Source organism: Pantoea folii, assembly GCF_056678875.1.
Map to the genome: position 1 here is coordinate 92,384 of NZ_JBWXON010000002.1, position 14,069 is coordinate 106,452.

General features: G+C 55.1%; 9 protein-coding genes. 5 read left to right on the top strand and 4 right to left on the bottom strand.

Annotated features, from left to right (window positions below; all coding sequences use genetic code 11):
* Window positions 1-18 precede the first annotated feature (18 nt).
* Window positions 19-3,546 (bottom strand): pyruvate:ferredoxin (flavodoxin) oxidoreductase, encoded by a 3,528-nt coding sequence (gene nifJ, locus AC1MDE_RS03960; protein WP_479402607.1) that lies wholly within the window; start codon window positions 3,544-3,546, stop codon window positions 19-21.
* 136 nt (window positions 3,547-3,682) lie between these two features.
* Window positions 3,683-4,339 (bottom strand): MgtC/SapB family protein, encoded by a 657-nt coding sequence (locus AC1MDE_RS03965; protein ID WP_479398623.1) that lies wholly within the window; start codon window positions 4,337-4,339, stop codon window positions 3,683-3,685.
* 188 nt (window positions 4,340-4,527) lie between these two features.
* Here AC1MDE_RS03965 and AC1MDE_RS03970 point away from each other — a divergent pair, with 188 nt between their 5' ends.
* A complete protein-coding gene (locus AC1MDE_RS03970) occupies window positions 4,528-4,800 on the top strand; it encodes a putative hemolysin (RefSeq protein WP_034821326.1) in 273 nt (90 codons plus the stop codon).
* A 16-nt stretch (window positions 4,801-4,816) separates the two neighbouring features.
* Here AC1MDE_RS03970 and AC1MDE_RS03975 read toward each other — a convergent pair whose 3' ends face one another.
* Window positions 4,817-5,809: a 2-hydroxyacid dehydrogenase gene (locus AC1MDE_RS03975; RefSeq protein ID WP_058959846.1), complete on the bottom strand. Its 993-nt coding sequence runs from the start codon at window positions 5,807-5,809 to the stop codon at window positions 4,817-4,819.
* Between the two features lie 165 nt (window positions 5,810-5,974).
* Here AC1MDE_RS03975 and AC1MDE_RS03980 point away from each other — a divergent pair, with 165 nt between their 5' ends.
* Genes AC1MDE_RS03980 through AC1MDE_RS03990 form a run of 3 tightly spaced genes read left to right on the top strand, consistent with a single transcriptional unit; the run spans window position 5,975 to window position 9,110 of the window.
* On the top strand, window positions 5,975-8,593 hold the full coding sequence (locus AC1MDE_RS03980) for a YdbH family protein (protein WP_479398621.1): 2,619 nt from the start codon (window positions 5,975-5,977) through the stop codon (window positions 8,591-8,593).
* Window positions 8,590-8,778 (top strand): YnbE family lipoprotein, encoded by a 189-nt coding sequence (locus AC1MDE_RS03985; protein WP_013509194.1) that lies wholly within the window; start codon window positions 8,590-8,592, stop codon window positions 8,776-8,778. Before AC1MDE_RS03980 ends, AC1MDE_RS03985 begins: the two co-directional genes overlap by 4 nt.
* An 11-nt stretch (window positions 8,779-8,789) precedes the next feature.
* Entirely contained in the window at window positions 8,790-9,110 is a 321-nt protein-coding gene (locus AC1MDE_RS03990; RefSeq protein ID WP_034821318.1) for a YdbL family probable chaperone protein, read from the top strand.
* A 104-nt stretch (window positions 9,111-9,214) separates the two neighbouring features.
* Here the strand turns inward: AC1MDE_RS03990 and azoR are convergent, their stop codons facing one another.
* A complete protein-coding gene (gene azoR, locus AC1MDE_RS03995) occupies window positions 9,215-9,814 on the bottom strand; it encodes an FMN-dependent NADH-azoreductase (protein WP_480344315.1) in 600 nt (199 codons plus the stop codon).
* A 255-nt stretch (window positions 9,815-10,069) separates the two neighbouring features.
* On the opposite strand from azoR, the gene hrpA reads away from it, so the two are divergent.
* Complete coding sequence (hrpA, locus tag AC1MDE_RS04000) at window positions 10,070-13,966, top strand: ATP-dependent RNA helicase HrpA (protein WP_480344316.1); 3,897 nt, start codon at window positions 10,070-10,072, stop codon at window positions 13,964-13,966.
* The last annotated feature ends 103 nt before the right edge of the window (window positions 13,967-14,069 follow it).

Genomic DNA, 14,069 nt, shown 5'->3' on the forward strand with positions numbered 1-14,069 from the left:
GCGCCGGGCTTAGTTCATTTAGTCACTTTTCTCTGCTTTACCGGCCATTTCCGCCAGTCGCTGATAGCGTTGATAGGCGGCTTCGGTTGCTTCCTGCCATAGCTGAGCAGCGGCTTCCGGTTCATGGGTTTGCAACTGGCGGAAACGCTGCTCGTTCATCAACGCCTCTTCCAGCACCGAGGTGGGCGGGCGAGAGTCCAGCGCCAGTGCCGCTTTGCCTTGCTCGGCCCGACGAGGGTCAAAACGATACAGCGGCCAGAATCCGCTGGTGGTCAACAATCGCATCTGCTCATGGCTGTAGGCGAGGTCGTAACCGTGCTCTTCACACGGACTGTAGGCGATGATCAGCGATGGGCCGGGCCAGGCCTCCGCTTCCTGAATAGCTTTCACCGTCTGATTCAACTGCGCGCCCAGCGAAATTTGGGCCACATACACATGCCCATACAGCATGGTGGCAACGCCTAAATCCTTACGTGCTTTGCGCTTCCCTTGCTCGCCAAACTTGGTGACTGCGCCGAGCGGCGTGGCTTTGGAGGCTTGTCCGCCGGTATTGGAATAGCACTGGGTGTCGAGAACCAGCACGTTGACGTTTTCGCTCAGGCTCATCACATGATCAAGACCGCCATAGCCGATGTCATAGGCCCATCCATCGCCTCCAATCAGCCAGACAGATTTCTCCACCAGCGCATCGGCGATAACCCGCAATTCGCCTGCGTGCGCTGATGATGAAGCCGCCAGCTGCTGACGCAGTTCAACGATTTGCTCGCGACGAACAGAGGGCAGGACATTTTCCTCTTTCAATGCTGCCACTAAAGCGTCAGGCAACTGTGGCGCACACTGATCTAACAGACGTAGCGCACGCTGTTGCTGCTGATCAACGCTCAGGCGGAAACCGAGCCCGAATTCAGCATTATCTTCAAACAGGGAATTGGCCCATGCCGGTCCGCGTCCTTCAGCGTTAGTGGTGTAAGGGGTGGAGGGGAGATTACCGCCATATATGGATGAGCAACCGGTGGCGTTGGCAATCAACAGTCGATCGCCATACAGCTGCGTCAGCAACTTGATATACGGCGTCTCCCCACAGCCGGAACAGGCGCCCGAATACTCAAACAGCGGGGTGATCAGTTGTGAGGTGCGAATATCAATGCGTTCCAGCTGTTCCGCCGTGATTTCCGGCAGCGCAAGAAACGCATCGTAATTCACCTTTTCAGTTTCAACATGCTCAAGACGGGATTGCATGTTGATGGCTTTTATCTCCGGATGCTGGCGATCGCTGGCCGGGCACACTTCGACACACAGATTACAGCCAGTGCAATCCTCAGGTGCCACCTGCAACACGTATTTCTGGCCGCGCATATCGCGTGATTTGACGTCGAGAGAAGCGAGTGAATCGGGTGCGGAGTCCATGGCTTCAGGCGCAACAACTTTAGCGCGAATCGCCGCGTGCGGGCAGGCTGCTACGCAGTGATTACACTGCGTACACAGGTCGGGTTGCCAGATGGGGATCGCTTCGGCGATGTTGCGTTTTTCCCACTGTGTGGTGCCAACGGACCAGGTGCCGTCTGGCGGCAGTGCGGACACCGGTAATTTGTCGCCTAATCCTGCCAGCATGGCGGCGGTGACGGTTTTGACAAAATCCGGTGCGTTATCGGATACCACCGGCGGACGGTGCGGGCTGTGCTGATCAACCGCCTGCAGCTGCACCGCTTCCAGCGCCTGTTGAGCCATCGCCAGCGCCTGCCAGTTACGTTGCACCAGCTCCTCGCCTTTACTGCTGTAACTGCGTGCAATGGCGTTTTGCAGTTCGGTTAATGCACTGTCGCCGGGCAAAATCTGCGTCAACTGGAAGAACGCCATTTGCATCACGGTATTGATGCGCGCACCGAGTTGGCATTCACGCGCAATACGCGCCGCATTGATGACATAAAACCGCGCCTGCTTGTCATTGAGCTGGCTCTGCACTTCCTGCGGCAGGCGTGACCAGACTTCATCAGCGGCATAAGGCGTATTCAGCAGAAAAATGCCGCCCGGTTTCAACTGGTCAAGCATCGAATATTTATCAATAAATTGCAGTTGATGACAGCCAATAAAATCAGCCTGTTGCACCAGATACGCCGACTGGATGGGATGTTCACTGACGCGCAGATGGGAAACAGTCAGGCCGCCCGCTTTTTTCGAGTCATAAACAAAATAGCCTTGCACGTGCCACGGCGTGGCATTGCCGATGATCTTCAGGTTGTTTTTGCTGGCGCTCACGCTGCCGTCACTGCCAAGGCCGTAAAACAGCGCTTCCAGTCGCGCCCGGTTCGGCACGATGTTGGCCTCCATCGGCAGCGATAAGTGCGTGACATCATCATAAATACCCACGGTGAAACGCGCAGGCGGTTGTTCACGCTGCAGCGCACGGAACACAGCGAGCACGGCATCAGGGGCAAACTCTTTCGATGACAGACCGTAGCGTCCGCCGATCACTTTCGGCAGCGTCGGGCGTTCACCCCGGCTAAAGGCTTCAGCCAGTGCGGTCATCACATCCAGGAACAGCGGCTCACCCAATGCGCCGGGCTCTTTGGTGCGATCCAGCACCGCCACGCGCTGAACCGAAACGGGCAGCGTTTTGATCAGATGCGCCGCTGAGAACGGACGATAGAGGCGCACTTTCACCAATCCGACCTTTTCGCCGCGCTGCAACAGCACATCAATCGCTTCTTCGGCGGTGCCGCAGCCCGAACCCATCATTACTATCACGCGCTCAGCCTGCGGATGACCATAAAACTCAAACGGCTGATACTGGCGGCCGGTGTTAGCGGCAAACGCGTTCATGGCGGCTTCAACATGGCCGGTACAGGCGTCGTACCAGCGGTTAGTGGCTTCGCGTGACTGGAAATAGGTATCAGGATTGGCGGAGGTGCCGCGAATGGTTGGACGATCCGGCGTCAGTGCGCGTGCACGATGTTCTGCGATCGCTTGTGCTGGCATCAGTGCTTGCAGGGTTTCATCACTGATGGGGACGATCTTGTTGATCTCATGTGAGGTGCGGAAACCGTCGAAGAAGTGGATAAAGGGCACACGGCTATTCAGTGAAGCCATCTGAGAAATCAACGCGAAATCCTGTGCTTCCTGCACGCTGGAAGCACACAGTTGTGCGCAACCGGTCTGGCGCACCGCCATCACATCAGAGTGATCGCCAAATATCGACAGCGCATGCGTGGCAACAGTTCGCGCAGCAACATGCAGGACAAACGGCGTCAGCTGCCCGGCGAGTTTATACAGCGTCGGGATCATCAGCAGCAGGCCCTGCGATGACGTGAACGTGGTGGAAAGGGCGCCGGTTTGTAACGCACCGTGCACGGTAGCAATCGCGCCGCCTTCTGACTGCATCTCCACCACGCGAGGGATATCACCCCAGATATTGCGGCGACCTTCACCAGACCAACTGTCGGCCAGTTCCGCCATGGTGGAGCTGGGCGTGATGGGATAAATGGCCATCACTTCACTGGTGCGGAAAGCGACCGAAGCCACCGCACCGTTGCCGTCGACGGTAATCATAAATCGTCCTTTGCTACGCTGAGAAACCCGAAACTTTACGGGGGTAATGATTCAGTTTAGCAAAGCAATTTGGTCGGACTTTTTCATCTGTGTGGTGGCGACAGGTGAGCGCACTGCCATCTAAGGTTGTTGATTTTTACATCATTTCTAATGATTGAACGCCTTTGATTTCCATCACTTTATCGTAGATGGTGTGAATAGCGTCACTGCGTGACAATGTCACCTCAACGCTGAGTTCACACAGGCCATTCTCCTCATCCCGATTTACCACAGCAATGTGACCGTAACGGATATTCTCGCGTTGCAGCACCAGCAACACCAGCGGCACACTTTTGGGTTTAAGGTGCACCATTAGCGTGTGATGGCGGCCGATCAGCCAATGACTGATGCGACGGAAGGTTTCTAACACCACCAGCGCTAGCACCGTGCCATAAATACCAATTTCATACATGCCGCTACCAATCACCAGGCCAATCGCGGCGGTGACCCACAAACCTGCGGCGGTGGTTAAACCCTTGACCACTTGTTTTTGGATGATGATGGTACCGGCGCCGAGGAAGCCCATCCCACTCACCACCTGTGCGGCAATTCGGCTGGGATCGAGCGCCACGTGATCACTATCAAGCATGTCGGCGAAGCCATACTTCGACACCAGCATAAACATAGCACTGCCAATACCCACCAAAATGTGGGTGCGTAATCCGGCCTCTTTGGCGCGCATCTGACGCTCGAGGCCAATCAATCCACCCAAAATGCCGGCGAGCGCAATACGGATCAACATGTCTGTTAGCATGATTCCTCCTTATGCATTGATAAATAGGATTGTTTCGGTGAAAAAAGGCTGTTCAGGTCCAATCAGGATAATTCTGCTTGCAAAAGGCGATAAAAAAATTTGTAAAAAGCTGTGTCGCCTATCGATCCCTTAACGCACCTGACATATGCTGGGGGCTCTTTTACGCCCAACTCCCCGGAGCCCGACCGATGAAAGCCGCTACCTTACTGCTGGCCGGAGCAGCACTGTTACTTTCTGCCTGCAGCAGCAACAGTGATGACGAACCACCGCAACAGGCTACCGCAGCACACGTTCAACCGCATGTTGTTATGGCATCTATGGCCGAAGTGAATTGCAGTAATGCCGGGGGAACATTGGCGTTTTCACGCCAGCTGGATGGATCGCGTATTGGCATGTGTCAGCTAGCCAATGGCCGTCGTTGTGACGAGCAGGCGCTGATGGGTGGACAGTGCGCCCGCTGAGGCAGGCGCCACATCTTTACGCTTTCACCTGATTCGGGCAGTCTTCGCCACGTTCAAGCTTCTGTAAATTGCTGAGCGTGGTTTCGGAAATCGCCGTCAGGGCTTCGGCAGTCAGGAATGCCTGATGGCCGGTGAACAACACGTTATGGCAGGCTGACAGGCGACGGAACACATCGTCCTGAATCACATCGTTCGATTTATCTTCAAAGAACAGATCGCGCTCATTTTCATACACATCCATACCGAGTGAACCTATCTTTTGCTGCTTCAGCGCATCAATGGCTGCCTGTGAGTCGATCAGGCCACCACGGCTGGTGTTGATGATCATCACCCCATCTTTCATTTGATTAAAGGCTTGTGCATTGAGCAGATGATGATTTTCAGGCGTCATTGGGCAATGCAGCGTAATCACATCGGATGCGGCAAACAGCGTTTTCAGATCGACATACTCGGCACCCAGTTCGAGTGCAGCAGCACTTGGATAAGGATCGAACGCCAGTAAACGCATGCCAAAGCCTTTCAGGATGCGCATGGTCGCCACACCGATTTTACCGGTGCCAATCACACCCGCCGTTTTGCCGTGCATATTGAAACCGGTCAGGCCATCCAGCGAGAAGTTAGCATCACGCGTGCGTTGATAGGCGCGGTGAATGCGGCGATTCAGCGTCATCATCAACCCCACCGCGTGTTCAGCCACCGCTTCCGGCGAATAGGCCGGTACGCGTACCACCTGCAAACCGAGGGCGGCAGCCGCTTCAAGGTCGACGTTATTAAATCCGGCACAGCGCAGCGCGATGGTTTTCACACCCAGTGCCGCCAGCTCCTCCAGCACCCCTTTACTGCCATCATCATTAACGAAAATGCACACCGCATCGCAGCCCGCCGCATTTTTGGCCGTGGTTTCGCTCAGCAGGAAGTCAAAGAACTGCAGCTCAAATCCAAAGCTGGCATTGACGTGTTCAAAGTATTTCTGGTCGTAGTGTTTGGTGCTGTAAACCGCAACTTTCATTATTTCGCTCCTGAAAAATGCAACGTCGGTATCATCACAGAATAACGTTTTCTGCATCATTTTGCTGATCTTCAGCCAGGCTATATAGCTAACACCTTCATTTGCCGGGCATAACATGACATCATCACCGTCAGGATTGCGTAAAGAACAGGATAGTTAACTGCCATGTCGCGGGGCCTCCGTCGAACACTTGCTGCGCTACTGGCGCTGATATTGCTGCTGTTGGGATTGCTGCTGACGCTGACGCAATGGTTGCCGCGTCTGGCGGGCATCTGGCTGCCGGAAAATACCCGCGTTGAGCTCAATGGTTCACCACGCTGGCATAACGGCGGCGTGCACTTTCCGGCGGTAAGCTATCTGGCTGGTGACTGCGAGTTGGCGAATGTCAAAGATGTCGCGCTGGGTTGGCAACATAAACGCTGGCAGCTCAGTGCACAGGCCGTACAGCTCAACAGTGAATGCCTGCAAGCCCTGCCACAGAGCGATTCCAGCGGTGCACCGCGCAGTCTGGCCGAATGGCAACAAATGTTACCGGGTGCCGATATCCATCTTGAGCAACTGAGTATTTTACCCTGGCAGCAATATGCCGGACGTTTTGATCTCAGCCTCGATAAAAGCGTCCAGCAGTTACATTATCAGGGCGATAACCTGCAACTGGATGCACGTTTGCAGGGGCAGCAACTGCAGATCGCACAACTTCAGCTCAGTCATCCTTTGCTGCCGAAACCGCTCGATTTGCACGGTGAGCTGACGCTGCCCACCTTTGCTAACGGTTTGCCGGTGGCGGGTGAACTCAGCGGTGATGTCAATCTGGCGCAGTGGCCGCAGCCGCTGGCGATGACGCTTAACTGGCAGCAGCAGCAAGGCACGCTGGTGATTAATCAGCAGGGTGACGATCAGCCGTTGTTGCAGTTACCGTGGCAGGTCGATGCGCAACAGATACGTATCACTCAGGGACATTGGCGCTGGCCGCAAGCTGACCAACCGCTGTCGGGTGGTTTGGCGCTCACCCTCGACAACTGGCAGCAGGGTCTGGAAAACACCCAGGTCAGCGGGCGGTTCAATCTGCTTACCCAAGGCCGCGGCGGTAAGGGTAACCTGGTGCTGAGTGTCGGGCCGGGCACATTGAGCCTTACCGACAGCGCGTTACCGTTCCAGCTGACCGGCGAAAGTAAGTTTGCCGACCTGCAGTTGTTCGGCAGCATGCCGGGCATATTGCACGGCATGTTGACCGATCCGCAAATCACACTTAAGCAAGGTGCGCTGCTGCGCCTGCGTGGACGCTTGCTTTCGACGCTGGAAGTGGATGAAGCACGCTGGCCGTTAGCGGGCGTGACACTTGCCTCGCGCGGTATCAATGGCAGATTACAAGCAATTCTAAAAGCTCACGATCCCAACTTCGGTCGCTTCACGCTGCATCTTGATGGCCGCGCCAGCGATTTTTGGCCAGACAGCGGACGCTGGAACTGGCGATACTGGGGCGATGGAATGATGCAGCCGCTCAATGCCAAATGGGATGTGAAGGGCACGGGTAGCTGGCAGGATACGTTAATCAGTCTGGACACACTCAATACCGGCTTTGATCAATTAGCCTATGGCATGGTGCAAGTCGACAAACCGCGCCTGACCTTAACCGCACCGGTGCGCTGGCAGCGAGACGTCGCGCATCCGGCTTTCAACGGGGGTTTTACCCTGAAATCCGGTCAGACGCAGTTTAGCTATGGCGGGTGGTTGCCGCCTTCAGAACTGCGCTTTGAGGCCAAAGGCAGCGATCCGAGTCGCTTTATCTGGCGTGGGCAACTTACTGCTGAGGATATCGGCCCGGTGCGGGTTCATGGGCGCTGGGATGGTGAACGTCTGCGTGGTGAGGCCTGGTGGCCAGCACAATCATTGACGGTGTTCCAGCCGTTGCTCAGTAGCGATTTGAAGATGCGCATTCAGTCAGGTGAATTGCGGGCACAAATGGCGTTTTCTGCGGCCATCAAACAGGGCTTTGAAGCCGGTGGTTTCTGGGCAGTGAAAAAGGGCAGCGTGTGGATGCCGGATAGTGAAATCAATGGCATCGACTTCACGCTGCCGTTCCGTCTCAAGGATCACCAATGGCAGTTAGGGCGTCGCGGTCCGGTTTCACTGCGCATCGCTGAGGTCAAAAATCAGTTTGCGTTGCAGAACATCACTGCCGATCTGCAGGGCCACTACCCATGGCAGGAACGCCAGCCGTTGACGCTCAGTAACGTGAATCTCGATCTCTTAGGCGGCCATGTCAGCATGCCAGAGCTGAGGATGCCGCAGCATGAGCCCGCGCGCGTTACACTGCGCGAGATTGACCTTAGCAGGCTGATCACGGCAATCAAACCGAAGCAGTTTGCCATGTCGGGCAAAGTGAATGGTGAGCTACCGCTGTGGGTGAATAATCCGCAATGGCTGATTGAAAAGGGCTGGATTGCCAACAGCGGCCCGCTGACCTTCCGCATGGATAAAGATATGGCGGATGCCATCGTCAGTAATAACTTTGCCGCGGGAGCCGCCATGGACTGGCTGCGTTACATGGAGATTTCCCGTTCATGGGCCACTTTGGACCTCGATAACTTCGGCAATCTCACGATGCAGTCCGAAGTGAAAGGCACCAGTCAGTTTAGTAATCGCCGACAGTCGATTAACCTCAACTATCGGCATCAGGAAAATCTGTTCCAGCTGTGGCGCAGCCTGCGCTTTGGCGATAATTTGCAATCCTGGGTGGAACAAAATGCCACCCTGCCATCGAAGAAGGATCCCCAACCATGAGCCTCAGGGCATTGCTGGTGTTGGCAGCTGGGCTGCCGCTGATCGGTTGCGTGCCGCGCATTGAAGTGGCGGCACCGAAAGAGCCGATCACCATCAATATGAACGTGAAGATCGAACATGAAATCCACATCAAGGTCGATAAAGATGTGGAAGCGTTGCTGAAAAACCAAAGCGGCCTGTTTTGAGGAGCGGCATGATGAAATCGAAAGCGATGGCATTGTTGCTGGCGCTGCTGCTGGTGCCTTCAGCGTGGGCGCTGACGCTGGACGAGGCGCGGCAGCAGGGACGCGTGGGGGAAACACTCAGTGGCTATGTGGCGGCGCGACAACAGGATGATGAAACCCTGGCGCTGGTGAAACGGATTAATGATGGCCGTATGCAACAATATCAGCGCGTCGCGCAGCAGAACAATCTGAGCACCAGTGAAGTGGCACGTATCGCGGGCGAAAAGCTGGTGAGTCGCGCGGGCAGCGGTGAGTATGTGCGCGGTATCAACGGGCAGTGGTTACGTAAGTAAAACCCATCATTATCTGAGTCACAGCCATAAAAAAGCCGGGCACTCAGGCCCGGCAAAGATGGCATCATACCCATTATTCTCGGGTATTCATCACGTTCTTAAGATTACGCAGCAACAATTTGCTTGATGGCGTCTTTCGCGTCGTTAGCCGCTTTGGTCGCCACTTCTGGACCATAAGCAATACCTTCAGCGAACACGAAGTTCACATCGGTGATGCCGATGAAGCCCAGGAACAATTTCACGTATGGGGTCAGCAGATCGGTTGGGGTATCTTTGTGAATACCGCCACGGCTTGACAGGATCACTGCACGTTTACCGGTGACCAGACCTTCCGGGCCTGCTTCGGTGTAACGGAAAGTCACGCCAGCACGCGCAATCAGGTCGAAGTAGTTTTTCAGCTGAGTAGGGATGTTGAAGTTGTACATTGGCGCAGCGATAACCACAGTGTCATGCGCTTGCAGTTCTGCAATCAGCTCATCAGACAGCGCCAGGGCTTCCTGCTGACGTGGAGACATCGGAGCATCAGAAGGACGCAGTGCGCCAACCAACTCGCCATCCAGAACCGGAATGGGCTGAGCAGCCAGATCGCGAACCGTCACTTCATTACCTTTGGCGCGCGCTTCTTCAGCGTAGAAGTCAGCCAGTTGGTTTGACTGAGAGTAACCGGCCAGAATGCTTGATTTCAGAACTAAAACTTTGCTCATGGTATTTTCCTGTGCGTTACGCGGTTGGCTTACCGCTCAATGCGTTACACTCTACGGAGATCCTCCGCGAGGTAAAAGCGCAATATTTCGAGACCTATGTTCGAAATTATTGAATAAGGTCGCACGTCCGGTCAGGTGAGGTTGTCCAGAGTGTGCTATTATGCCGGGCAATAATTGATTGAATCCGCCGGGAAATTTCAGCCGGCATCGAGCGCACTTTGCCAGGCTCGCCGCGACCACAGGTAACACACCACTATGTCATCATCCGTCACTTCCCCTTTGGCCCCACTCTGGACGCGGCTCGATAACCTGATGCTGCGCGACCGCCAGCGCTTGCAGCGCCGTTTGCATGGCGCAGCGAAGGTGAAAAATCCAGCCGCGCAGCAGGGCATTGCAACAGAACTAGAAGCCGAATTTGCTGCCGCTGAACTGCGCATTGCCCAGCGCACGGCGGCCACGCCACGCATCACCTTCCCGGAAAATCTGCCGGTCAGTCAAAAGCAGCAAGAAATAGCCGAGGCGATTCGCGATCATCAGGTGGTGATTGTGGCCGGGGAAACCGGTTCAGGGAAAACTACCCAGCTACCGAAGATTTGTCTGGCGCTCGGGCGTGGTGTCAAAGGGTTGATTGGTCATACGCAGCCGCGCCGTCTGGCGGCACGTACCGTTGCCAACCGTATTGCCGATGAGCTGGAAACCTCGCTCGGCGGCACTATCGGTTATAAGGTGCGCTTTAACGACCAGGTCAGCGACACGACGCAAGTGAAGCTGATGACCGACGGTATTCTGCTGGCGGAAATCCAGCAGGATCGTCAGTTGTTGCAATATGACACCATCATCATCGATGAAGCGCACGAACGCAGTCTGAACATCGATTTTCTGCTGGGATATCTGCGTGAGCTGCTGCCGCGCCGTCCCGATTTGAAAGTGATCATCACCTCGGCGACCATCGATCCGCAGCGTTTCTCTCGCCACTTCCATAATGCGCCGGTGATTGAAGTCTCAGGACGCACCTATCCGGTCGAAGTGCGCTACCGCCCAATGGTGGAAGACGCTGACGATACCGACCGCGATCAGCTGCAGGCGATTTTTGACGCGGTTGATGAGTTAGGTCACGAGAGCCGTGGCGATATCCTGATCTTTATGAGTGGTGAACGCGAAATTCGCGATACCGCCGATGCGCTGATGAAGCGCGATATCCCGCATACCGAAATCTTACCGCTGTATGCGCGGCTGTCGAATGCCGAACAGAACCGGGTGTTCCAGTCACACAGTGGACGCCGCATCGTGCTGGCCACCAACGTGGCCGAGACTTCACTCACCGTACCGGGCATTAAATACGTTATCGATCCCGGTACGGCGCGCATTAGCCGCTACAGCTATCGTACTAAGGTGCAGCGCCTGCCGATCGAGCCGATTTCTCAGGCATCCGCCAATCAACGTAAAGGGCGTTGCGGACGTGTGTCGGAAGGGATCTGTATCCGTCTCTACTCTGAAGACGACTTCCTCAGTCGTCCGGCGTTTACCGATCCGGAAATTCTGCGTACCAACCTGGCGTCGGTTATCTTGCAAATGACGGCGCTCGGCCTGGGCGATATCGGCGCATTTCCGTTTGTCGAAGCACCCGATAAGCGCAATATTCAGGATGGCGTGCGCTTGCTGGAAGAGTTGGGCGCTATCACGCTAAGTGAGGATGAAACCTACAAGCTGACGACGTCTGGCCGCCAGCTGGCGCAATTGCCAGTCGATCCGCGTCTGGCACGCATGGTACTGGAAGCGCAAAAATTTGGCTGTGTGCGTGAAGCGATGATCATCACTGCGGCCTTATCGATTCAGGATCCGCGCGAGCGCCCAAGTGATAAACAGCAGGCATCCGATGAAAAACATCGGCGTTTTGCTGACAAAGAGTCGGATTTCCTCTCATTTGTGAATCTGTGGAATTATCTGCAGGAGCAGCAAAAAGCGCTGTCGGGCAATCACTTCCGTCGTCAGTGTAAAACCGACTTTCTCAACTATTTGCGCGTGCGTGAATGGCAGGATATTTACACGCAGTTGCGTCAGGTGGTACGCGAACAGGGTATGCCGGTTAACAGCGAACCCGCGCCCTATCGTGAAGTGCACTGCGCTTTACTGACCGGATTACTGTCGCATATTGGTCAGAAAGACAATGAGAAGCAGGAATTCACCGGCGCGCGTAATGCCCGCTTCTCCATTTTCCCTGGCTCCAGCCTGTTTAAGAAGCCGCCGAAGTGGACCATGGTCGCGGAACTGGTGGAGACCAGCCGGTTGTGGGGCCGCGTGGCCGCACGTATCGATCCCGAATGGATCGAACCGCTGGCCCAGCATTTGATTAAACGCAGCTACAGCGAACCGCACTGGGAGAAAGCCCAGGGCGCGGTAATGGCGACAGAAAAAGTCACGCTGTATGGCCTGGCAATTGTGCAGGCGCGTAAGGTCAACTACAGCCGCATTGATGCGCCACTCAGTCGTGAGCTGTTTATCCGCCACGCGCTGGTGGAAGGCGACTGGCAGACGCGTCATGCGTTTCTGCGCAACAACCTCAAATTGCGCAGTGAAGTGGAAGATCTGGAACACAAATCACGTCGTCGTGACATTCTGGTCGATGATGAAACGCTGTTTGCTTTCTACGACCGCCGCATTGGCGCTGATGTGGTCTCTGCTCGCCACTTTGACAGCTGGTGGAAACAGGCGAGCAAGGACAATCCTGACCTGCTGAGTTTTGATAAGCAGATGCTGATCAAAGATGGCGCGGATAAAGTCAGCCAGCTCGATTACCCGAATTTCTGGCATCAGGGCAATCTGAAGCTGAAACTGAGCTATCAGTTTGAGCCCGGCGCGGATGCCGATGGTGTTACCGTTCACATTCCGTTGCCGTTGCTGAATCAGGTTGAAGAGGGTGGTTTTGAGTGGCAGATCCCCGGCGTGCGCCGTGAGTTGGTGATTGCACTGATTAAATCGTTACCAAAACCGACGCGCCGTAATCTGGTGCCTGCACCGAACTACGCAGAAGCTTTCCTTGGTCGTGTAAAAGCGATGGAGTTACCGCTGCTGGATGCGCTGGAGCGCGAGTTCCGCCGCATGACCGGGGTGACCATTGATCGTGAAGCCTGGCAGTGGGATCAGGTGCCCGATCACCTGAAAATGACCTTCCGCATTGTGGATGAACACAATCGCAAGCTGCAGGAAGGCAAAGATCTGCATCAATTAAAGCAGGTATTGAAAGGTAAAGTGCAGGAAACGCTGTCGAAAGTCGCAGACGATGGGCTGGAGCAGAGCGGACTGCACATCTGGAGCTTTGGTGATTTGCCGCAAAGTTACGAGCAGAAACGCGGCAGCTATCAGGTTAAAGCCTGGCCCGCACTGGTCGACGAGAAAGACAGTGTCGCCATTCGCCTGTTCGACAACGAGCTTGAGCAGCAAAAGATGATGTGGCGAGGCCAGCGTCGCCTGCTGCTGCTGAACATCCCGTCGCCAATCAAGTATCTGCACGAGAAACTGCCCAACAAAGCTAAACTCGGCTTGTACTTCAATCCTTACGGCAAAGTGCTGGATTTGATTGATGACTGCATCGCTTGTGGTGTCGACAAACTGATGGCGGAAGCGGGCGGTCCGGCATGGCAACAGGAAAATTTCGAGCAACTGCGCGACAAAGTGCGTGCTGAATTGAACGAAACTGTGGTGACTATCGCCAAACAGGTCGAGCAGATTCTGACCAGCGTGTTCAATATTAACAAGTTCCTGAAGGGGCGTGTCGACATGACGCTGGCGCTGGCACTGTCTGATATTAAAGCGCAAATGAGTGGCCTGGTATACCGCGGCTTTGTCACCGGTAATGGCTATCAGCATCTGGGCGATACGTTGCGCTATTTACAGGGCATCGAGCGCCGCCTTGAAAAACTGCCGACTGACCCTTACAGCGATCGTGCGCGCATGCTGAAAGTGCAGGCCACAGAGCAGGCGTGGCAAGCATGGCGCAATAAACTGCCCCCGCAGCGTCAGGATGATGCTGAAGTTCAGGCGATCCGCTGGATGCTTGAGGAGTTACGGATTAGCTATTTTGCTCAGCAGCTGGGCACACCTTATCCTATCTCTGATAAGCGTATTCTGCAGGCGATGGAACAAATTAGCTGAGTCACCCAAAGCACAGAGGCGCTCTTTCTGCGCCTCTGTGAGTGAAATATCGCTGACTGCGCATGAAACACCCTGGCGCGAAGAAGGTGCGCGATTCTGTGGC

Bases quoted from the DNA above. Each gene is read 5' to 3' on its own strand.
- nifJ (WP_479402607.1), bottom strand. From the start codon at position 3,546: ATGATTACCGTCGACGGCAACGGTGCGGTGGCTTCGGTCGCTTTCCGC.
- AC1MDE_RS03965 (WP_479398623.1), bottom strand. From the start codon at position 4,339: ATGCTAACAGACATGTTGATCCGTATTGCGCTCGCCGGCATTTTGGGT.
- AC1MDE_RS03970 (WP_034821326.1), top strand. From the start codon at position 4,528: ATGAAAGCCGCTACCTTACTGCTGGCCGGAGCAGCACTGTTACTTTCT.
- AC1MDE_RS03975 (WP_058959846.1), bottom strand. From the start codon at position 5,809: ATGAAAGTTGCGGTTTACAGCACCAAACACTACGACCAGAAATACTTT.
- AC1MDE_RS03980 (WP_479398621.1), top strand. From the start codon at position 5,975: ATGTCGCGGGGCCTCCGTCGAACACTTGCTGCGCTACTGGCGCTGATA.
- AC1MDE_RS03985 (WP_013509194.1), top strand. From the start codon at position 8,590: ATGAGCCTCAGGGCATTGCTGGTGTTGGCAGCTGGGCTGCCGCTGATC.
- AC1MDE_RS03990 (WP_034821318.1), top strand. From the start codon at position 8,790: ATGAAATCGAAAGCGATGGCATTGTTGCTGGCGCTGCTGCTGGTGCCT.
- azoR (WP_480344315.1), bottom strand. From the start codon at position 9,814: ATGAGCAAAGTTTTAGTTCTGAAATCAAGCATTCTGGCCGGTTACTCT.
- hrpA (WP_480344316.1), top strand. From the start codon at position 10,070: ATGTCATCATCCGTCACTTCCCCTTTGGCCCCACTCTGGACGCGGCTC.